This is a genomic window from Cohnella hongkongensis (assembly GCF_042654645.1).
Taxonomy (GTDB): domain Bacteria; phylum Bacillota; class Bacilli; order Paenibacillales; family Paenibacillaceae; genus Cohnella; species Cohnella hongkongensis.
The window spans coordinates 506,691-528,178 of the sequence record NZ_JBHSEP010000002.1; the positions used below are offsets into that span (position 1 = coordinate 506,691).

At 55.4% G+C, this 21,488-nt stretch carries 15 protein-coding genes and 1 riboswitch; of the genes, 1 reads left to right on the forward strand and 14 read right to left on the reverse strand.

The genetic code is table 11. The features are described 5' to 3' along the window. Positions 1–24 precede the first annotated feature (24 nt). A complete protein-coding gene (locus tag ACFO3S_RS05425; RefSeq protein ID WP_378093096.1) occupies positions 25–4,152 on the reverse strand; it encodes a fibronectin type III domain-containing protein in 4,128 nt (1,375 codons plus the stop codon). A gap of 62 nt (positions 4,153–4,214) precedes the next feature. Beyond that, positions 4,215–4,313, reverse strand: a riboswitch (cyclic di-GMP riboswitch). A gap of 252 nt (positions 4,314–4,565) precedes the next feature. Next, positions 4,566–5,366, reverse strand: a complete 801-nt coding sequence (locus ACFO3S_RS05430) for an AraC family transcriptional regulator (protein ID WP_378093099.1) — start codon at positions 5,364–5,366, stop codon at positions 4,566–4,568. 97 nt (positions 5,367–5,463) lie between these two features. On the opposite strand from ACFO3S_RS05430, the gene ACFO3S_RS05435 reads away from it, so the two are divergent. Then, entirely contained in the window at positions 5,464–7,398 is a 1,935-nt protein-coding gene (locus ACFO3S_RS05435; protein WP_378093101.1) for a glutaminase domain-containing protein, read from the forward strand. Positions 7,399–7,538: 140 nt separating this feature from the next. Here the strand turns inward: ACFO3S_RS05435 and ACFO3S_RS05440 are convergent, their stop codons facing one another. The 12 genes from ACFO3S_RS05440 to ACFO3S_RS05495 form a co-directional block, all read right to left on the reverse strand. Next, positions 7,539–8,624, reverse strand: a complete 1,086-nt coding sequence (locus tag ACFO3S_RS05440) for a metallophosphoesterase family protein (protein ID WP_378093103.1) — start codon at positions 8,622–8,624, stop codon at positions 7,539–7,541. Positions 8,625–8,648: 24 nt separating this feature from the next. Beyond that, positions 8,649–9,968 carry an ABC transporter substrate-binding protein gene (locus tag ACFO3S_RS05445; protein ID WP_378093105.1) on the reverse strand — a complete coding sequence of 440 codons (1,320 nt, stop codon included), beginning with the start codon at positions 9,966–9,968 and terminating at the stop codon, positions 8,649–8,651. Between the two features lie 66 nt (positions 9,969–10,034). Then, the gene (locus ACFO3S_RS05450; RefSeq protein ID WP_378093107.1) at positions 10,035–10,877 is read right to left on the reverse strand and encodes a carbohydrate ABC transporter permease; all 843 of its coding nucleotides are present in this window, start codon (positions 10,875–10,877) and stop codon (positions 10,035–10,037) included. Positions 10,878–10,894: 17 nt separating this feature from the next. After that, entirely contained in the window at positions 10,895–11,773 is an 879-nt protein-coding gene (locus tag ACFO3S_RS05455; protein ID WP_378093109.1) for a carbohydrate ABC transporter permease, read from the reverse strand. Positions 11,774–11,790: 17 nt separating this feature from the next. Next, complete coding sequence (locus ACFO3S_RS05460; protein ID WP_378093112.1) at positions 11,791–12,648, reverse strand: EamA family transporter; 858 nt, start codon at positions 12,646–12,648, stop codon at positions 11,791–11,793. A gap of 355 nt (positions 12,649–13,003) precedes the next feature. Further along, on the reverse strand, positions 13,004–13,903 hold the full coding sequence (locus ACFO3S_RS05465; RefSeq protein ID WP_378093114.1) for a fumarylacetoacetate hydrolase family protein: 900 nt from the start codon (positions 13,901–13,903) through the stop codon (positions 13,004–13,006). A gap of 24 nt (positions 13,904–13,927) precedes the next feature. Next, the gene (locus tag ACFO3S_RS05470; RefSeq protein WP_378093116.1) at positions 13,928–14,836 is read right to left on the reverse strand and encodes an aldo/keto reductase; all 909 of its coding nucleotides are present in this window, start codon (positions 14,834–14,836) and stop codon (positions 13,928–13,930) included. A gap of 15 nt (positions 14,837–14,851) precedes the next feature. Continuing rightward, on the reverse strand, positions 14,852–16,459 hold the full coding sequence (locus tag ACFO3S_RS05475; RefSeq protein WP_378093118.1) for a response regulator transcription factor: 1,608 nt from the start codon (positions 16,457–16,459) through the stop codon (positions 14,852–14,854). Positions 16,460–16,486: 27 nt separating this feature from the next. Then, positions 16,487–18,238: a cache domain-containing sensor histidine kinase gene (locus tag ACFO3S_RS05480; protein ID WP_378093120.1), complete on the reverse strand. Its 1,752-nt coding sequence runs from the start codon at positions 18,236–18,238 to the stop codon at positions 16,487–16,489. Between the two features lie 78 nt (positions 18,239–18,316). Further along, entirely contained in the window at positions 18,317–19,498 is a 1,182-nt protein-coding gene (locus ACFO3S_RS05485; protein WP_378093122.1) for a mandelate racemase/muconate lactonizing enzyme family protein, read from the reverse strand. A 19-nt stretch (positions 19,499–19,517) separates the two neighbouring features. Next, positions 19,518–20,429, reverse strand: a complete 912-nt coding sequence (locus tag ACFO3S_RS05490; RefSeq protein ID WP_378093124.1) for a dihydrodipicolinate synthase family protein — start codon at positions 20,427–20,429, stop codon at positions 19,518–19,520. A gap of 23 nt (positions 20,430–20,452) precedes the next feature. Beyond that, a complete protein-coding gene (locus tag ACFO3S_RS05495; RefSeq protein ID WP_378093126.1) occupies positions 20,453–21,469 on the reverse strand; it encodes a zinc-dependent alcohol dehydrogenase in 1,017 nt (338 codons plus the stop codon). Positions 21,470–21,488: the final 19 nt, after the last annotated feature.

Sequence of the window (21,488 nt, forward strand, 5' to 3'; positions counted from 1 at the left end):
AAATCCCCCTCTAGTAGTGAATCGCTACTCGACGAAGTATGTGATTTTTGAAGCTTCATTGGACTTCGCTATAAAACGAATGATATTGACAGTTGTGCTCTTGGCATTTGAAACCCGGAAGACAATTTTTCCGTTCGCGATTTCACTAACGCTCATATTCGTGCCTCTGATCGGCCCGACCTCTAATTCGATCTCGGGCGTAGCCGCGCTCAAGTCCTGAATTTCCAGTTGTTCCGGATTATACGTCACCGTAATCGTCCGTTCCGTAAGGTCCGGCAGGCTAGGAGCTACGATAACGAAGTTAAACATCGAACCTTGCCCAACGTCTACCGTCAACTCAGGAATAGTACGGGGGTTGATCTTGTTCGACCATGGGCTTGACCCAACCGCATTCGATGCTCTAACCCGATAGACGTGCATCGTGTTCGGAACAAGATCCCGATGGATAAAGCTTGTCCCCGTTATCCCGGTGATGATCCGCCCGTCGACTTCGAGATCGTAGTTCAAGCTTCCCGGAGATGCGTCCCATTGCAGTTCTATGTGATGCGTATTAGCAACCGCTCTGAAACGAGTAGGCGTAACTGGAGAAGTCACTTGAGTGCTAAGCTTGCTCCAATCGCTCCAATCCCCGACATCGTTGCCGCTCTTGGCGCGCACCCGGTACGTATGGACAGTGTTGGGCAGCAAATGGCGATGGACGAACGTCGTTGCCGGTCCTACCTCCACAATGACCGCGTCCGCCTCGACTTCATACCCGGTCGCCCCCGGAACGGCTTCCCACTCCACAGTGATTTCCGAACTGGTCGCATACAGCCTTGTGATTACAGGCGTGCCTAACTGCGTAGCCTTGATTAAAGCAGCGCTCCAGGGGCCTGGTAAGCTGCCGCTTTTTGCCCTCACCCGATACGCATGCCAGGAATAGGGAGGCAGCCCGTCATGCAAATATGCTGTAACGTTGCCGACATCGACGACCTCGCCGTCTACCATAATCTCGTAAGTCGTCGCTCCGGGCACAACAGTCCAAGAGAGAGAAATCGCCGTCTTCGATAGGGCTTGAGCACTCAATATCGGTACATCCAGTCCGGTTGTTGCAGTGAGGAGTTCGCTCCAGGGCCCAGCCCCCGCTCTACCAATCGCCCGAACCCGGTAAGTATGCTCCGTGAACGGCTTCAGCCCGGCATGCACGTAGGTCGTGCTTAGGCCGTTCGGAATCACTTTGCCGTCCGCCTCAATCTCATAGCCTATCGAGCCGATCACAGGATCCCAAGAAAGAATAATCTCATTGCTAGTTGATACGGTTTGCAAGTTCAAGGGCACTCCGGACAATGTCGTGTACGTAACCGCCTCGCTCCAATTGCCAACGACAGAGTGATGCCTTGCTCGGACACGGTACGTGTGCTCCGTGTTAGCTTCCAGTCCCGAATGACGGTATTTCGTACTTGTTCCGACGTCGACCGCTACTCCGTTGACCTCCAGATCATAGGAGGTAGCGCCCGCTACTTCGTCCCATTCTAGAAGAATATGATCGCCTGCAATAGTCGTTGCACGCAGATGACGTGGAACAGACGGAAGCGTAACCGCTTGGACGGCCTCGCTCCATCCGCTCGATCCTTCACTGTTGTTTGATCTGACTCGGTAAGTATGAATCGTGTTCGGCTGCAAGTTGGCATGCAGATATTGCGTGGCCTCAAGGCCTCCAACGATCATGCCGTCGACCTCAATATCGTAGTTATCCGCCCCGGAGACTGCATCCCAACTCACGGCGATGGAAGTATCCGTCGCTACGGTATACAATGCGCCTGTCGCTCCGGGCAGAGTTGACTTAGCCACGATGGCGCTCCACTTTCCGGGCCCGCTGGCATTATGCGCCCGAACTCTAAACGTACGCTGCAAGTTCGGATTCAGATCAAGTTCCGTATAGGAAGTTACATTGCCGTTATCGATAATCGTGTTGTAGGTTTCGATATCATATCTCGAAGCGCCTACCACTTCATCCCATGTTAACGTTAGGGAATTACTTGTGGAATGAATCCTTATATTGGCGGGCACATCCGGTAAAGTCCATACCTCTTGCTGCACGGACCAAGCACCTTTAATATCCCCCCTGACCGCTCTGACCCTATACTTATGCAGAGTGCCCGGTTCCAGCGGTTCATGGGTAAAAGCGGATTGGCTGCCTAGAGAGTGCATAACCCCATCTACCTCTAACTCGTAACTATTCGCATTGAAGGCCGTCGTCCATGCGGCATTCACGACGTTCTCCGTCGCGGTCGCCGTAAGCATCGGCACCGGGAACGGCGACAATTGGCTTTGCGGCACGATCTCCTTCGCGCCGGACGCGCTGGCCCAATTCAAAACGGCTTGAGGCTGCCCCCCTCGATTGGCATATTCGAGACGAATGTCATACTCGATTCCGGCTTCGAGAACAAGCGAACCGGAGTACTTGCCGTTTCCCGTTTCCTCCCATTTGTCGACAAGAAGTACACCGTTCACCCACAGCTTTACCCCGCCGCGAACGTCCATTTCGAACTCGTACATCTCCGTGAAATAAGGCGTAATTTGCCCCGTCCATCTTACCGACATGTTACCGTCGTTCAGTCCGGCGTTGGAGATCGGCAGCTTGTTTCTCAAGTTTACGTTCTCATCTACGATCGTGAATGTCTCGCCGGTTAAATTCGGTTCGGTATAGTACTCTGCGAGCAACCCGTTAATCCTGTAATGCAGCTTTGTTTGACCATTCGCGCTGATGCCGGTGGCGATGGTCGGCTTCTGATTCGCTGTGATGCTGCCGCCGATCGCGACGACGCCTCCGGTTTGAATATTCAAGTGATTATTAACGTGAATATCGTCGCGAATGAATGCATCGCCGATACTGACGTTGATGTTCGCCGTTTGATTATTCGACACCAAGCTACCGATGAGCATTTCTTGCCTGATGGTCATATCTACCTTGGTGTTAATATGCATGTTGTCGACAACAAGAAGTCGGTCAGCCTGCACGTTCAATTGGCCGTTGTTATAGATAAGACTTCCCGCAGCCATATCGCCTGCCGCCCGCACGACGGAATCGTTATTTAAATGAAGTGTGCCCCCGATCCACATATCCCCTTTTCCGGCTGACTGCTGATCCGGCGCATTCAAGCTTAACGTCAAATTCGTATTTGCGTTCAAATTTCCCTTGACCACCAGCGTTCCGTAGACGGTAAGCGTTAAATTCCGGTTCGTATTCAAACCGTCCAAGATAAGAAATACCGGCTTGGACGGCGAGCCGAATGTCGCGGAAGCATCCAGATTCAGATGCCCTGCCTTCATGACGACGTATTCGCTCGAACTTCCAAGAATCGCCGATTCCAGGTCGCTTGCCTTGCAATCCGCGCACGATTTGGCCTGCTGCTCCATCGCAGCAATTCGTTGTTCCATTACGAATATTTGTTCGTTCATATAGTTATCAATAGCCTGACCCAGTTCTTTCACCCTGACGGACGAAATGGCATTGTGTTCATTGCGCTGCGAGCCGGATAAAATTACCTTGTCCCCAGGCACATTATTTAGCTCCGCAGGCAACCCGATATAAGGCAATGACGTTGAACGATTAACCGGAACGATTTTCGTGATCTCTACCGTATGGATGAAAGCCGAAGGGCTGACCGGATCTCCCTTCAGGGTTAATCTGCCATCGTTCAATTGAACGCGCTTCTTCACCTTGTCCAGTCCGCCGGCCGGAAGCACGACGTGATCCCAGAACGCGACATCCTCTACCTGGAGCGTAGTGGTGCTGCCATAAACGGCATGACCTACGCTAATTTCTACCTCGTAGCTGCCAACAGGCAATGCAATTTCCCACTGCCCTCCGGCCTGCATCTCGATAGCTGAATCCAGCAACGAAGAACCATATACGGCCTCGTTGACTGTATAGAGCGTATGATCGAAGTTCCATCCGTAAGTGTATCCGTTCCGTTCTCCGTAAGGTTCGCCGTAATCTGGGAGGTACCCGCCCGCTGCAGGGGCTAGTGGAGATGTGAATTGAATACGGATATCCGGCGATTCGGACGATGCCTGAACTGGAGAATTCCATGATGAAGGTACGATGATTTGCACAAGAAAGACGAAACATAGAACTATAGCCAGCCTGGAAACGATTCGGCCACTCATTACACACTTCCCCTTTTATGGTTAAAATAGGATATTAAAACAAAAAATAAAAGACCAGTAGAGCGGGCAACCCGGCTACCATCGCAATCGGTCTTCCGACCGATGCCTAAGGTCCGTGGCTTTGCGTCCCTGTCTTTCGAACAGGTTTGCCTTTTTCAGTTCAAATGGCCTTGATTAAAAGGGTTATTTAGTCTTCTTAGGTAGATTTACCCTCTCGCTATTTCGACATTTTACACGTTTTTCCTTTTGGTATCTACTCATTATTTCGTAATTTAAGACTAAAGTTATAGAAATTGTGACAAAGCAGTGGCCCAAGCTTGTAACGAGCCTGATCCAGAAGAACGTGGATACACTGAAGATTGCGACTTGGAATGGTAATCTTACAGCCTCCAGGATTCAACAGGAGAGTCCGTTCAGAGCCTCCGCTTGCGAAAATGGTTCGGAGCCATCCCCACCTTCTTCTTGAACAGATTGGAAAAGTAGAACTCGTCCGCGAAGGATAGGTGCGCCGCGACCTCCCGAACGGTCATGCCCGTGCTTCTGAGCAGCTTTTGCGCGAAATCGAGCTTTAATTGAAGATGGTAATGATACGGCGTGACGCCGTACTGGCGCTTGAACAGGCGGATCGTTTGCGATTCCGACTTTCCGACGACCGCCGCGAGCTCGGACAGGGAAACATTCTCCGACACGCGATAATCCAGGTACGTTTTCAGCTTCGCCGCATCCGATCGAATGGCCGGCGCATACAGATGCTCGTTCATTTTAATCAAAAGCTCGTGCACGGCCAACGTGCAGTTGAGCACGGAGTTGTCGCCGCCGGCCTGCGCGTTGCGGACAATCCGCTGCAAATAATCCATGGAGTAGAAGCCCGGGATATGGTAGCAGCCTTCAAGCCCGTACCGGCGGATCAGATCCGTCAGCAGCTCCCCTTTGACGTTGACCCAAATTTTAACCCACGGATCGTCCTTGTCGGAGAAATACAAATGATCCTGTCCCTGGTGCAGGAAATACGTATCCCCCGCCTTCGGATAAAATTCCTTCGAATCGATCTTGACCGTTCCGCGCCCTCTGACAATGTATTCGATGGTGCTCACCGCCGAGCCGGGCCGAACGATCCGGTACGTGCCGTCGCAGAAGGATTTTCCGGCCATTTCGAAGATCAAGCCGTATGCTGTCCCGGCGCCCTCCGGGAAGGCGTAAATTTCTTCTCTCATGCGCATTTTCCTCATTCAATCATCTTTTTTATCTATCCCTTGCCCTCTTCGACGTCAGTATACTATATGTAGATCGCATAGAACAGGAGATGATCGAATGAGCTTCAGACCCTCTGCAGTTCCTCTGATTACCGTTGATCCGTATTTCAGCATTTGGTCTTTCGCCGACTGCCTGTACGACGACCATACCCGTCATTGGACCGGACAGCGCAACGGCATGCTCGGCCTGCTTAAGGTCGACGGCGAGGCGTACCGTTTCATGGGGAAGGTGGAGGCGTTCGGCGAACGCTATTATGCCGAGCCGCAGGCGCTTCCGCAGATCAAGCTGGAGGTCAAGCCGCTGACGACAATCTACACCTTCGCCAACGAGCAGGTGGAATTGACTTTGCGCTTCTTCACGCCGCTTCTTCCCGATCGGCTTGCTCTTCTGTCCCGCCCGGCCTCCTACATCGAATACGATATCGCGATAAAAGACGGGCAGCGGCACGACATTGAGGTGTACTTCGATATCGCCGGCGAATGCAGCGTCAACACGATGGATCAGAAGGTGGTCTTCCGCCGGGGAACGGATTCCGTCTACTGCGGCAACGCGGAGCAGAAGCCGCTGAACGCCAGCGGGGACCATATCCGCATCGATTGGGGTTATCTTCATGTCGCGCATCCCGGAGCGTTCGTAACCGACTACGACGGACGTTATCATTTTCTGACCAATAAGGAAGTCGCCCGCGTGAACATAGATGAAGCGGCGCTGCCCGCCAGCGAATTTCGCTGCATCGCACTGATCAGCGATAAGCTTTCCGATCGAATCTGCCTGGCCTACGACGACATCAAGTCGATCGAATACTTCGGAGAGCCTGTGGACGCGTACTACAAAAAGGAATACGGGACCTTCGACAATATGCTCAAGCACGCCGTCTCCGACTTGGAGCAGGTTCGTTCCCTGGGATCGGCTTTCGAGGAACGCCTGACCGAAGAAGCGGCGAAGGTGAGCCGAGAGTACGCGGAGATCGCCGCCCTCGCCTACCGTCAGACGATCGCCGCCCACAAGCTCGTGCTGCACGACGGGGAGCTGTTGTTTCTGTCCAAGGAATGCTTCAGCAACGGCTGCATCGCCACGCTGGACGTGACCTATCCGTCCATTCCGCTGTTCCTGAAATACAATCCGGAGTTGGTCAAGGGGATGCTTCGTCCGATTCTGAAATACGCGCGTTCCGAAGCCTGGACCTTCGATTTCGCCCCGCATGACTGCGGACAATATCCGCTGTGCAACGGTCAAGTATACGGCGAGAACAAACTGGAATATCAAATGCCCGTAGAAGAATGCGGCAATATGCTGCTATCCGTAGCCGCTCTGTCCCGGTACGAGGGCTCGAACGAATTCGCGCTGCAAGAGAAGCCGCTGCTGGACAAATGGGCGGATTACTTGCTGGAGCACGGCTACGATCCGGGCAATCAGCTGTGCACGGACGATTTCGCGGGTCATCTCGCCCACAACTGCAATTTGAGCATGAAGGCGATCGTGGCGCTCGGCGCATACGGGAAGCTGATGAACGAGAGGAAGTATAGCCGGGCCGCGAAGGAAATGGCGGACAGATGGCGCGCGGAGGCCCGGAAGGACGAGGGCTCCTTGCTGGCCTTCGACCAGCCGGATTCCTGGAGCATCAAATACAACATCGTGTGGGATAAGCTGCTTGAAGTCGGGTTGTTCGATCGGGAGGTCTACGAAAACGAAATCCGGCTGTACAGCCGGAAAATGAATCGTTACGGCGTGCCTCTGGACTCGCGCTCGGATTACACCAAGCTTGATTGGCTGGCGTGGACGACAGTCTTTACGGACAACGACGAGTATAGCGAACGATTGTACAAATCCATCTGGGATTTCATCAACGAGACGGTCGAGCGGGTGCCGATTACCGACTGGTATTACAGCTCTACCCCGCATCAGGTCAAGTATTCGCGCTACAGCGGCTTCCAGAACCGGACCGTACTGGGCGGAGTTTATATTAACTTGCTGCAGCAGGCCCATCCTTAAGGATTAGCTGATCGCGCCGACGTTCATGTCGGCTTTCGATCGATCCTCCATCGCGAAATGACAACAAGGTGTCCCCTCAGCCGTCCATCCTGGCTTACGGGACACCTTGTTGCTCGTTCCTCGGTCGCGAATTCCGCGCGCTAGAGGGAAGGGGCTCGCGGCCCAAACTCGATGACGCGATGCTCGCCCGCTCCGACGCGCCGCGCGATGAGCGCCGAGCGATCGAAGTCGACCGCGACGAGGTCGAAGGCAATGGCGGACATCGTGTCCGCTATGCGCTCCGGCGCTTCCGGGAAATCCCGGTGCGTGTTGGCGTTCAAGGTCGAGATCACCGGAATGCCGCTGCGGTACAGCACCTGATCGAAGTGCACATGGCCGAACAGATAGCCGATAACGGTGCGCGGCCCCTGTACGGAGAAATCCGCTTCGATCGTATAGTCGAATGGCGCTTCGCCTCCTGAGGAGGAGAAAGCGGCGCCCTTGGCGAACGCATCGATGATGCCCCACATTGCTTCCTCGTTACGGACGCGATGATCCGTCCCGAACACGCCGTCATACATCGGCTGCACGTGGGAAGCGAAGAGGACGCGCCAGTCCGGACGATCTCCGAGCGCCAGAGCCTCTTGGACCAGCCAGTCGAACTGGCGGGAAGAGAAGGCGTAATACCATTGCCCGTGATATTTCAGCTTGCCCTCTTCGTCGACCTCATAGGGAATATCGGTCGTGTCCAGCACGATGACCCGCGTTCTTGCGGCGGGATAGTCGACATAGTAATACAGGCTGTCCGGCTGTCCGGCGTCGAACACGGCTCTCTCCCGAAGCCCGCGCAGCAAGGTGTCTCGCCACTGCCTCGGATACACGACATGCGCGGGACCGTCGACCTCCTTGTGCTCCGCCCCGTAGAGCGAGTTGTCGTCATGATTGCCCCTGACGGTCAGCAGCTGAGGGCCGGCCGCTGCCAGCGCGGCGCCGATCTCTTCCTGGGCGGCCAGCACGTCGGGGAGCGGCCCGTTAATGCTGATGTCCCCGCCGCACAGAATGAAGTCCAGCCGCATATGGCGGGCCGCTTCCGCGACGGCGGCGGCGGCATGCAGCATGTTGCCTCCGACCCCATGATGCAGGTCGGTGATGAATGCGAACGTCAAGGCTTCTCCGCCGATCTCGGCGTTCAGCGTCTGCGCTTCCCGCCTGGCGGCTTCCTCGTATCTTTTAATCATGTCAGCCATAGGAACCTCCCGGAAGAAAATTGCTTATGGATTCAGTACCTTGTCCAGCTCTTTTTGCGCCGTCTTCTGGGCTTCGACCAGCACTTCCGCCGCCGGCCGGTTCTCGATCTCCAGCTTGTCGGCCGCCAGATTCAGCGCATCGAAGATTTTGCCGTGGGTCGGATCGTTGAAGTAGGGCGTTGCGGTCTTGACCTGCTCCAGCGGCGCCTTGTATTGCGGATTCTGTTCGGTAAACTCCACGAACGCCGGATCTTCCGCCGCGGAGCTGCGCACGGGGATGTAGCCCGACGCCATCGACCATTTGGCGGTATTCTCGGAGCTGGTCACGAAGGCCAGCCACTTGAACGCGGCCTCCTGCTGCTCCGGCGGAGCCGCTGCCGGAATGCTGGCGTACGTCGCCGTTCCGGAAGGTCTGGCCACATGGCCTTCCCAGGCAGGCTGAGGCGCGGCGCCGATGATCGACAGGTCCAAATCTCCGATATCGCCGGCCGATCCCGTGTAGCCGGCGGCTCTTCCCTGCATGACGTCGTCGATCGTTTTGTACCAATATTCCCAGCCTTGGCCGCCGTAGTGAATGCGCATGATTTTCTCGTCATGGATCCAGCCGCGGAAGGCTTCCCATGTATCGATCCATTCCGGCGAATCGATCATGACGCGCGTGCCGTCCTCGTTCAGAATCGTACCGCCCCGGCTGTAGACCGCATCGATCAGATTGCCCGCATCCCACATCGGCTCCCAGCCGTACACCTTGGTTTCGCCGTTCTCCCTGACCGTCAGCTGTCTGGCGACCTCCGCCAAGCCTTCCCAGGTTTTGAGCCGATCGGGACTGATTCCGGCCTGCTCCAGCATATCCTTGCGGTAATACAGCACCTGGGTTGTGCCGTACACCGGCAAGGAATACTGCTTGCCGTCCACCTGGCCCGGAATCAGGAAGGACTGCACGAAGTCGTCCGGCTGGAAGTCAGGCAGGCTCGCGATATACTCGTCCATCGCTTTGAAGTAGCCCTTGGCCGCCCACTCCCGGTCTTCCACCAAAGCGACGGCAGGCGGATTGTTGGCCGCGATCGCCGCCTGCAGCTTCTGCTTGGTCTCGTCGTAGTTCCCCTGAATGACCGGTTTGACGATCACTTCATCCTGCGACTGATTGAACTCGTCGATCATGGATTGCATCGTTTCGCCGAGCTTGCCGCCGAGGCCGTGCCAGAATTCGATCTCGACCGCCTTGCCGGCGGAGCCGCCGCTACTCGGGGACGCGGACTCCGGCGTCTGGCTCCCGCAGGCGGCGAGCATGGCCGCCGACGCCAGCAGGACGGTTGTCTTTGTTGCGTTGCTCCATTTGATCATCGTTCGACTCCCTCTCTTTGACCTATAGAATTGATTTTCCATGTCTGATTCGTCTGCCGCATCCACCTATTTGTTGACGCTTTGCACGTTGTTCACCCCCTTAATGATCCATTTTTGCGCGACGGCAAAGAGGATGAGCAGCGGCAGAATCGTGAAGGAACTGCCCGCCATAATAAGCGGCCACTTCATCCCGTAGGCGCCGCCCTCCACGAAAAAGCTGCGCAGCCCGGCGGAGACGAGATGCAAATCGGGATTTTTCGTAATCAGCGAAGGCCACAGGTAGTTGTTGTATTGGCTGATGAACGTAAGCAGAGACATGACGATCAGCGTCGGAGCCGACAGCGGGATCATCATTTTCCACAAAATCTGCCAATGACCGGCTCCGTCGATTTTGGCCGCCTCCGTCACCTCTCTGGGAATCTGCAAATAAGCTTGACGAAGCAGGAAAATGCCGAAGATGGAGATGGCGTTCGAGACGATCAGCCCGGCATACGTATCCAGCAATTGCAGCTTGGCGAGGATGACATAGCCGCTCAAGTAGGTGGCCGATACCGGCAGCATGTAGCTGACGATAATGAGTCCCATCAACGGCTTGGCCAGAGCAAAGCGCATATGGGACAAAGCGTAGGCCATCATGGACGAATTGATCAGTTGAATGGCGACGATGGCCGCGGCGACAAATATACTGTTGAACAGGTACAGCCCGAACGGAGCCGCGTTCCAGGCGTCGACGAAATTGCGCCACAGCGGCTCTGCCGGCCATAATACCGGCGGAACGGCCCAAATTTCGTCGTTCGTCTTTAACGAGCTGCTGAACATCCATACAAACGGAAACGCCATAACGATACTGATCGCCGTAATGGCGGCATACAGCGTCGTCCGGCCCGCCCATTTTTTGAACACCGTCATAGTCGATCCAGCCTCCTTCACAAATAGTGCACCTTGCGCCTGGACACATACAGAGAACAGAGCGAGATGACGACCAGAATAAGGACAAGCGTCAAGGAAACGGCCGACGCTTCTCCGACGTTAAACCGTCTGAAAGCGGCGTCATAATACAGATAAAGAAGCGTGGTGGTCGACCCTGAAGGCCCCCCCTGAGTCAACACGTGAATCTGGTCGTACGCCTGCATGGCGTCAATCGTCGTAATCAGAAACAGGAAAAAGGTCGTGGGCGAGATCAATGGCAGCTGAATGTGGCGAAAACGCTGCCATTTGTTCGCGCCTTCCATCGTGGCCGCTTCGTTCAACGATTCCGGTATGCTCTGCAGAGCGACCAGATAGAACACCATCGTCCAGCCGACGCCCTTCCAGACCGTGACGATCAGGACGGCCAGCAGCGCGGTGTCGGGATTCTGCGTCCATTCCAGTCCGGGCAAGCCGAACGTTTTCAGAATCGCATTGGCGAGTCCCACTCTCGGCTCGTAAATCCAGGCCCATACGATGGACACGGCTACCGTCGGCGTCACCCACGGAGAGAAGATGACCGCCCTGAAGAAGGCCGAGCCCTTCACCTTCCGATTAAGCAGCAGCGCCAGAAGGAGTCCTCCCGCCAGCGACGGAACGACGTTGCCGAGCGCGAACAGAAAGGTGGTGCGCAGCGCCTTGGCAAAGGCCGGGTCCTGGACCAGCTTCACGTAATTTTCGAATCCGACAAAATTTTTGACCGGCGCCATGAAGTCCCAATCGGTAAAGCTTAAATAAACGATGTACAGCATAGGCGCCAGCCAGAAGACGAGGTAGGGGACCATCGCCGGCATAACAAACAAATAAGCCTGCGGCTCCCCCCATTTTTTCCAATTCATGCTTCTCCCCCCATGTTTCAATTCCCCCATATACCGATTAGCATAATTCCGGCGAAAATGATAGCGGCCGATACGATCCGCAGCATCTCTTTTTTCTCATGCAGCAGATAAATGCCGGCAACCGTGCCGAAAACGGTTCCAATCTCGCGCAGCGGCGCGACATAGGTCAACGCCGACAGATTCATGGCCAGCAGGAACAACAGATAGGAGCCCGGCGACAGAAGCGAGCCCAGCATCAGCACTTTTCCGCTTTGTCTCCACAATTCCCGCCATTGGATCTGCTTCATCCGAATCGACGGCATCAACCCGACCATGAATCCGATATTGGAGGCGACGAGCAGCGCCAGCGGCGAGAAGTGCTGCAGATTGATTTTGTCGACCAGCACGTAGCTCATGGTAGAAAGTCCGACGCCAACCGTATACAAGATGACTTTGGTCGGAATCCGCCTGCGGCTGTGAAAGAAGGACAAGCCGCTCGTCACCATGAAGCCGGCCGCAATGCAGACCAGCCCTCCCCATCCCCACACGGTCAAGTGTTCGCCGAGGAACGTGACGCCCAGAATCGGCAGCAAAAAAGTGCTGATGCCCCGCATCATCGGATAAACCTGCGACATATCCCCGTACGTCAGCGACTTCGCCAGAAAGTTGGCGTAGCCGGCTTGGATGGCCATCGATATCAGCAGAAGAAGATAGCCCCGGGGAGCGACGCCCGCTTGCAAAATTTCACTGAGAAAGATCGGCAGCAACAGCCCGGTGGACGGGATAAAAATGATCCACAAAAATAAAGCCTTGTTCTCACTGTTCTTGGTCAGCAAATTCCAGACGGCGTGCATAATGCCGGAGGCGAGCACAAGCAGGATAGCCAAACTATGCAATTCGTACTCCTCCCTCAAATACACACAAACGCACACTTATAAAACAAATAACAACTTGCGTTTTTGATACTACCATCCTCACGCGGCAGCTGTCAACCCTATTTTACGTGTTTTATCCCAATCTCAGGTTTATTTCAGAACGCAATAAAATGCACAATTACACAAAACAAAAGAAAGGAAAGGGGAGCCAGGAACGGCTAGGATGGAGAAGCGGAAAGCTGCCAATAGAGGGAGAAATCCGAAAAGTCGCCCGGAAGCTGCCGATCGGCGCTTCAGGGCGACTTTTCGTTTCGTCAAGTAAATCGGCGGTGCGCTGCCTGTCGAGGGTCAAGTCGCTCACGAACGGATGAACGGTCTACCTAACCATCCGATTCGTGAGCCTGCCCAGTTTCTCGATTTCAACCGTTACGACGTCCCCGTCGGCGAGCCATACCCGCTTGTCTTCGGGATAGCCGAACATCACGCCCTCCGGCGTTCCCGTCATAATCACGTCTCCAGGCTCCAGCGTCATATACCGGGACAAATAGCTCACGATCTCGTCGCAAGGGAAGACCATGTCCGAGGTATGCGAATGCTGCCGGACCTCTCCATTCACTTCGCAGCGAATCGTTAGATCGTTCGGATTGCCGACTTCGTCCGAGGTCACGAGATAGGGGCCAATCGGACAAAACAGATCCAGCGTCTTGCCAAGCAGCCACTGAGACGTGCGCATCTGCAGATCGCGCGCGGAAAGATCGTTCACGCAGCAATAACCGAACACGTGCGAAAGCGCTTCGGCTCTGGATACGTTCTTCGCTCTTCGTCCGATGACAATGCCCAATTCCGCCTCATAGTCGACTTCGCCGGAGACTTGCCCGTGCAGCGGAATGGGGTCGCCGTGGGCGGCCAGAGCGTTGCCGAACTTGCTGAAAACGACCGGAGTTACCGGGACGGGCAGACCGCTCTCCTCCGCATGCTTGATGTAGTTTAGCCCGATGCAGATCAGCTTGCCGGGATTCGTTACGCAAGGCGCGAATTCCGCTTTGTCCGTCTCTATCGCGCACCCGTCGGGCAGCGTCCCGAATTCCAGGAGATTTCTCCTATAATCATCCAGCTTGCGAACCGACTCTTCTCCTCCCGCTAACAGATCGGAAAGATTCGCCGCCAGGCCATCGGCCGGAAAATGCTTCAGGGCACGCTCCACGAGAACAATATCCTTCTCTCTTCCGATTCCCAGTTTGACGGTACCGTCTATTTTCACGTTGCACAGCTTCACCCTTAACACAACCTCTCCTATTGACTATACGCCAACCCAGTGCCGATCCGCCGATCGCTCCAGCCAGCGCGTGCGTATCGCCGCCCATTCTTCTTCGGGCAGCGGCCCTTTCTCGACGATCGCCTGATTTTGAAGCCAACGTTCGGGCTTCGTCGTTCCGACAATAACCGTACCGATGCCGTCCACCCCTATCGTGAAGCGCAGCGCGATCTCCGCGATCTCCGTGCTCTTCGGATCGCGGTTCGCCAGAAACCCGTAATCGAGCTGACGAAGCCTCTCCCAATACGGAAGATGGTAGGGGTTGGGCGGCGGGGTGGCTCCCCAGCGCCAGACCGCATTGGCAATAGGGCGCTTCGCGATAATCCCCATGCCCCTCTCTACGGCTTCGGGAATCGTCGACTGAATCGCCTCTTGATCGGCAATGTTGACCGAGATTTGCAGAGCGTCGAACAGGCCGCTCCTCACGGCGAACAAGGCGCTCTCAGAGTCCCCGCTATAGCCGACGTATCGCACCTTGCCGGTCTTCTTCGCACGCAGCAGGACGGACATGGCCTCCTCGTCCTCGATCACCGATCGGGAACAGCTATGAAGCTGGATCAAATCGAGATAATCCGTTCCGAGACGGCGCAGACTGCGATCGATGCTCTGCTCGAGCAGGCGGGGATGCCAGTCGGGAAGCTCCATCCCCGATGCATGTCCGCATTTGGTGAATAAATAGTAATCTTTCCTGCGATGCCCGATCGCCTTGCCGATTTTCTCCTCGCTGTCTCCATAGCATTCTGCCGTATCGATCACGTTAAGACCGCTATCCAGCGCCTGTCCCAAGAGCTTCTCCACTTCACCGAACGTACAATCCGCTTGTCCGATCTCCGACGCGCCGAAGCCGAGCAGACTGACCTCCATATCCGTCTTTCCCCATTTTTTCCTTTGCATGCGATCGCCTCCGATCTAGCCTTCTTCCTTCATGGCATATTCAAGCGGACTCATGCCCGTCACGCTTTTGAACATACGGCTGAAATAGGCCGGGTCCTGATAGCCGACCATCTCCGCAATCTCATATACGGTGTAGCGCTTTTTCTTCAATAGCGCCTTGGCTTTGGCCGCTCTGTAGCTGCCCAGATAGGAGACGAAGCTGACCCCCGTCTCCTTCTTGAACAGGTTGCTGAGATAATTCCGGTTAATATTCAATTCCTTCGCGAGCTCGGCGAACGAGATTTTCCGATTGTACCGCTCGGCCACCGCCTTCTTGACGTAATCGACGTAAGACAGTCTGCTCTGATCGCGATCGCTTTCGGCTACAGCCGCGCACAGCTCGCCGATGCGCTCGGACATCCACCCCATAAGGTTGTCCAGCGTACGGTTCTGATGAATCTGGAGCAGCATATCCGAGATGCGCTGCGAATCGAGAAGGCGGCTGTCGTATTCCAACAGCTTGAGAATCAGATTCGTCAGAATGCCCGTGCACACGGTATGGACGTACGCAAGGGATGCATGGCCCTCGCCCGCTAGCGACTGGCGTATATCCGCCCAGAGCGCCAGCGTAGCCGTTCGATCCATATCCAACAGCCTCTCGCCGAGAAGCTGGATCTGATCAGCAGGATAGCGCACCCGCTGCCGAGGCTCCGGCTCGTCATCGGAATAAACATAGATCTGGTTAACACCCTCCAGTTCGCCGAGCTCGAGCGCCTCGATCGACTCCCGGAAGGAAATGACGTAACGAGCAGCGTCGGTACAGCCATGGCCGATTCCGACATTCAGATCGAGCCGGAGATAAGATTGTACGGCATCGACAATCTGCTTGCCTAATCTTGCGGCTCGTTCGATCAGACTGCCCGGCGAGCCGCCGATCAGTAGAATCGACAGCCGATTGTCCATATAGCGAAGCAAGTAGCCGGATTCATGGCCGAGCAGTTCTTCCACAATATTGGAGACAGCGAACTTGTAAAGCTGCCACTGTCCTTCTTCAATCCGCTCCTCCTTAGCCGGCTTATAGACTTTAACGGACATCACGAGACCGCTGTCGAACGTGGCGGGATGCAACTGATAGAACTCCAGCTTGCCCCGAATATCCTGCCGCTGAAAGCCTGCCGTCACGATCTGGTGCAGCAGTTGCTCCCGGAGACTCGGCAAGCTTCGTTCGAACTGCTTCTGCAGATCGGCGAACATCGATTTCTCCCGCTGCTTATGCTGCAATTCGTAGATGACGTCCCGAATCTCGTACTCGATTTCTTCAGGCAGAGAAGGCTTCAGAATATATCGGGTGACATTCAATTGGATTGCCGTTTTCGTGTAAGCGAAATCGTCATAGCCGCTCAGAACGAGAATCGGAATATCCGCGTCAACCTCCCGTATCCGCCTGATCAGCTCGATTCCGTTCATCCGTTTCATATTCATATCGGTAATCACCAGGTCGGGCTTGCACCGGGAATATTGAAGCCAGCCCGCCTCGCCGTCCTCGGCAAAGTCCAGCTCCGCAATCCCGATTTCCCTCCAGGGAATCATCGTCTGCAAGCCTTCCAGAACATGCCTCTCGTCGTCGACTATGAGCGCTCTCATTCCTTCGCCCCCCTGCGGCCTCTGTTGCTATTCGTTATCCGGCGATTTCATGATCGGAAGCAGCAGGGTCGCTTTGGCGCCGCGCGGCTCGTTGGCCGTCAGCGTAACGCCGAACCCCTTGCCGAAATAGAGCTGAATTCTTTCATTCACATTGCTGATCCCATGGCCGCCCGAATCGGCGGGATACAGCTGGTCCCGGTCGTCCGACTCTCTCTTCTCCGTCAGCCCGCTGCCATTATCGGCCACGATCAGAACAAAGCGGCTCTCATCCACCTGTTCAGCCGAAATCACGACGGTGGCTTTGCCGGCCATCGTCCCGTTGAAGCCGTGAACGATCGCATTCTCGACGAAAGGCTGCAAAATGATTTTCGGAACGTAATATTCCTTGAACGCATCGGGAATGCGGTCGACGAACTCGAACCGGTCCTCGAAGCGGGCTTGCTGGATTTGCGCGTAGACGAGGACGTGGTCCAATTCCTCGTCCAGCATAATGAAGGGTCCTTTTTTGCTCAGGCTGATCCGGAACATTTTGGCCAATCGGGCCGCCATCCGGCTGACGTCCTTTGCTCCTTTCATCGCCGCCATCCAATTGATCATATCCAGCGTATTATACAGAAAGTGCGGATTGATCTGACTCTGCAGAAGCCGAAGCTCGACATCCCGCTTCAGCCGGTGCTCTTCCTCCAGCTTCTCCAGCAGTCTGTTTAATTGCTCGACCATAGAGTTGTAGTTTTGAGCCAGATGATTGAACTCCACGATAAAATACGACTCCAGTCTCGTACTGAAATTGCCGGTCTCCACCTTCTTGAAGCCGGACAAGAGACGCAATATCGGTTTGATCAACTTACTGGACAGGAAGGAGGCGACGGGGACGGTTAGCAGAATGACCGCCGCCGCTACCAGAACGATAAAATTGCGCAGCGTGTTCACATTGCGGTATACGTCTCCCAGCGGAACATAGTCGATCAGCCCCCAGCCGGTTGACGATTTTGACGTGCTGATGCTTAAGAATCTCTGACCGTCAATATCGAGAATCTCGGATTGTCCTCTTGCCGGGCCCGCGAACCACCTCTCGTCGATGCGGATCTCCCCGGGAAAGCCCAATGCCGACATGACCCGGTCCTCCCGATTCAGGAGAATCGACCTTCGCTTGAACAGGGGAACCGCCTCCGGATTGCCCTTGACGCTGTCCCACAACGCCTGCTCGCTTACGTTCACCTCCACGTAACCGATGCTTCGGTTTTTCGTATCCCGGATTCTCATCACATACGTCAGCACGCTCCGTTTATCCAGCAGCGCGTACTCATCCCTCCGGGAATCCACCCAGACCGCATCCAGTTCTATCATGGCGTCCAGATACTCGGACCAAGGGATCGCGGACATCGGCTTGATCCGTTCGCCTACGCGCCTAAGGCCGCTGTCGCTGTAGACCTGAATGCTGGTCAAGTAAGGACGAATATAGACCATCCCGTTTATCCAAGCGTTCAATTCCCGACTGGTGACGACGGACTCGTAGACATCCGCAGGCGGATTGCTTAATGCCCGGATCAGCCCCCGATTGGTAGCGACGGATAGTCCGATCTCTTCAGCCTGATTCAACCGTTCCGATATTTTCTGATAGTTGTTGTACGTCAGGTCCAGATTGAGCTGGCTGGTCTGCTCCAGCACCACGGACCTGACGCCGTAATAGATCGGGTAGACGGTAATCAGCAGAAGGATAAGAATAAAGGCGACAAGCAAGCTGGTTATAAACGGCCGCAATCTAAGATGCTTAAGCATGCAATCCCTACCCGCTTTCCAATATAGGCGTATGACTATACTAATTCGAATGGGGGGATTTGAGAAGCTATGACGAATTTACAAGCATTCGAATTCCGGCTTTAAGTTCGGGTCGCCTGGGATAAAGGCGAATTTCCGGCGGACCTCGTCCGTTAGATCGATCCCGAGTCCAGGCTGGCGACGGGGCAGATGGACGTACCCGTCCTCATATCTCAGCGGCTCGACCAGCAGTTCGTCTCTCAGCGGATTGGGCGTTCGATCATACTCCATAATCTGAATATTCGGCGTCGACATCATAAAATGGAAGTTCGCCATCAGCGACACGCCGGAAGTGAAGATATGGGGAGCGCAGCGCATATGGAAGGCTTCCGCCACCGCCGCAATTTTCTTGCATTCGAGAATGCCCCCGCTGCGCGTGACATCTGGCTGAACGATATTTACCGCGCGCTTGGCAATCCAATCCTTGAATTCATATTTGGTATAAAAGTGCTCTCCGGCCGCAATCGGAATATCGGTCATGGCCGTCAGACGAATATAGTCCTCCATGTTATTGGCGACGAAAGGCTCCTCCAGCCAATACAGACGGTTCGATTCCAGCTCTCTCGTAACCTTTAGCACCGTATTGAAATCCCAGGCGTTGTCCACGTAACACATACCCGCGTCCGCCATCAGATCCACTTGGTCGCCAAGGGCTTCCCTCGCCATGCGGACGGCTTCGATATCGGATTGGTAATCGGGATTGCCGATCCTCATCTTGACAGCCGAGTATCCCAATCCTTTGTAGTGAGCCACTTCCTTCGCCAGGTCCTCGTTCGTTTTACTCATTCCTGCGCTGGCGTACACGCGAATTTTGTCCCTAACCGGACCGCCCAACAATTCGTACACCGGTTTATTCAACCGCTTCCCGAGCAGATCCCACAAAGCGGTCTCCAGCCCGCTAATAATAGCGACAGCTAATGCGGAGGTTCCCCAGTGTTGGGTTCGGACGTACATTTTCCTCCATAGGTACTCGATTTGCTCGGGGTCTTGCCCGAGCAGCATCGGCTTGAACCGTTCCTCGACGATCTGCTCCACCCCGTGCGGAATGGAGGTGGCTTCCCCAATCTCTCCGATACCGTAGATCCCCTTGTCCGTCCATATGCGCACGAGCATGGCGTTGCGCTGGAGCGAGGTCCAGCCCGGGCATTTCCACACTTCGTCCTCCTTGTATTTATAGGACAGCAGTATCGTTTCAATCTCCGTAATTTTCATATCGCCCATATCGTTCTGCCTCTTTTCTTCACAGGGAGTAGTTGAAATGCCTCACCATATGCTTGCTGTAGACGTCCAGCCATTCCGCATAAGCCTGGTCCGGCGTATAGGCCGGAGTCCGGCAATAGTCGGTTTTCAGAACGCCCCGCCGATGCAAAATCATCTTCTCGTATCGGATCAAGGTTTCCGCCGTTTGCGAGAACATATTGATAACCGGGAGCAAGCGATCGAACATGTCGGCGGCTTTCTCCCTGGAGCCGTGAACGAATTCGTTGTATATCTCTACATACACCCTCACCATCGAACAGCCGGGCATCAGCCCGTAGGCGCCACGCTGCAGCGCGTCGATCATCTGGCGGGCCGAGTTGCCGATGAAGGCGCCCAGCCTGCCTTCCGTTTGCTCCAGAAGCGTGCTGATCAAGGCGCCGGGCGGCACGGATTCCGCCTTGATGTACACCTGCCCCTTGCGGCTGCGGCTGAATTCCAGGAACGTCTCCGCCGGAATGCCGGCCCCGGTAACGTCCGGCGCATACTGAATGATCATCGGAAGCTCCGTCTGTCTGGCGACGGCCTGGATATGAGCGCTCACAGCCGCATTCGACGGCGACATGAAGTACGGCGGAATAAGCATAATGGCATCCGCTCCCGCTTCCTCGGCATGCCGCGCATCCTTGACGGCCAATTCCGATGCATGCTGCGTGATGTTGACGATGACCGGCACCCGGCCCGCCGCCTGCTCGATCGTCACCTCAATCATCCGCCTGCGCTCTTCGTCCGAAATTTTATAAAATTCGCTGGCCACTCCCAGCAGAGCGACGCCGTGCACGCCCTCTCCAATAACAAAATCGACAAGCCTCCTTAAATCGTCATAGTCGATGTCCGCCCCGTCGCTCGTGAACGGCGCTGCCAGAATCGGGATGACTCCCCGGATCTCTCTCATGAAAAATCTCTCCTTCGTTCCTCTCATTCGTCCGTTGTTTTCAACAAGATTTTCGTATACGGATTCGGGCCCGACAGCAGCTGCTCGAAGCAAGCTTTGCCGTTCTCAAGCCCGGACAGGTGCAAGCCGTCCGCCAGATGAACCCTCCCCGTTCGCAGCCACTCCAATGCAGCGGCGAAATCCGCCGAATCGTAGCAGAAGGCGCCCAGCATCGCAATCTCGTTGCGTATAGCCAGATTAACCGGCAGCGGGCTGGCCGCTTCATGCAGGCCGGAGAAGACGACTCTACCGCCCCGTATCGTCCATTCGACCGCCTGCTGGCGAGTCGCATCCGCTCCAACCGCATCGATCGTCCGGTCGAAGCCGTCCTTCGGGGCGATCGTCCGCAGGAACTCGCCCGAGTCCGCGGCGATGCCGCCGTACCGGGCCGCGGCCTTCAGCCGCTCGCGATTCAAATCAACGATAACGACATCGGTCAATCCGTAAGCCTGGGCGATCAGCAGCGTCAGAATGCCGATCGGCCCCGCCCCAAGAATGAGCAATCTCTGATCCGGATGAAGCTGCGCCAGCTTCGCGATATGAAGCGCGCACGCCAGCGGCTCCGTGAGCGCTCCCTGATCCATCGATATTTCATGAGGCAGAACCAGTGCGTTTGCGGCAGGTACGGCTACGTACTCTGCGAACGCGCCGGGCCGATGAGCCCCGATAATCTGACGGTCCGAGCATAGCTGGGGCGCGCCGGAGAGGCACCAACGGCAGCGGCCGCATGCGATGAGCGGATTAACGGTGACCCGATCTCCCGCTCTCAGCGTAGCGACGTCCTGTCCGGCAGCTGTCACGGTCCCCGCAAATTCGTGGCCCATCACCAAGGGCGGGTGACGCAGCGAATTATGTCCGAGATATCCGCTAAGCTCCGAACCGCAGATGCCTGCCCTCGACACCCGGATCAGAACCTCGTTTTTCTCCGGTACCGGGATCGGCACCGAACGTATATTCAATTCCCTTGGACCTTCGTATACAAGCGCATTCATTAAGCTCATCATGGACGACTTCCTTTCC

Coding starts and splice junctions, on each gene's coding strand:
- ACFO3S_RS05435 (WP_378093101.1), top strand. CDS start 5,464: ATGAGCTTCAGACCCTCTGCAGTTCCTCTGATTACCGTTGATCCGTAT.
- ACFO3S_RS05495 (WP_378093126.1), bottom strand. CDS start 21,469: ATGAGCTTAATGAATGCGCTTGTATACGAAGGTCCAAGGGAATTGAAT.
- ACFO3S_RS05430 (WP_378093099.1), bottom strand. CDS start 5,366: ATGAGAGAAGAAATTTACGCCTTCCCGGAGGGCGCCGGGACAGCATAC.
- ACFO3S_RS05475 (WP_378093118.1), bottom strand. CDS start 16,459: ATGAGAGCGCTCATAGTCGACGACGAGAGGCATGTTCTGGAAGGCTTG.
- ACFO3S_RS05445 (WP_378093105.1), bottom strand. CDS start 9,968: ATGATCAAATGGAGCAACGCAACAAAGACAACCGTCCTGCTGGCGTCG.
- ACFO3S_RS05480 (WP_378093120.1), bottom strand. CDS start 18,238: ATGCTTAAGCATCTTAGATTGCGGCCGTTTATAACCAGCTTGCTTGTC.
- ACFO3S_RS05470 (WP_378093116.1), bottom strand. CDS start 14,836: ATGCAAAGGAAAAAATGGGGAAAGACGGATATGGAGGTCAGTCTGCTC.
- ACFO3S_RS05440 (WP_378093103.1), bottom strand. CDS start 8,624: ATGGCTGACATGATTAAAAGATACGAGGAAGCCGCCAGGCGGGAAGCG.
- ACFO3S_RS05450 (WP_378093107.1), bottom strand. CDS start 10,877: ATGACGGTGTTCAAAAAATGGGCGGGCCGGACGACGCTGTATGCCGCC.
- ACFO3S_RS05425 (WP_378093096.1), bottom strand. CDS start 4,152: ATGAGTGGCCGAATCGTTTCCAGGCTGGCTATAGTTCTATGTTTCGTC.
- ACFO3S_RS05490 (WP_378093124.1), bottom strand. CDS start 20,429: ATGAGAGAGATCCGGGGAGTCATCCCGATTCTGGCAGCGCCGTTCACG.
- ACFO3S_RS05455 (WP_378093109.1), bottom strand. CDS start 11,773: ATGAATTGGAAAAAATGGGGGGAGCCGCAGGCTTATTTGTTTGTTATG.
- ACFO3S_RS05485 (WP_378093122.1), bottom strand. CDS start 19,498: ATGGGCGATATGAAAATTACGGAGATTGAAACGATACTGCTGTCCTAT.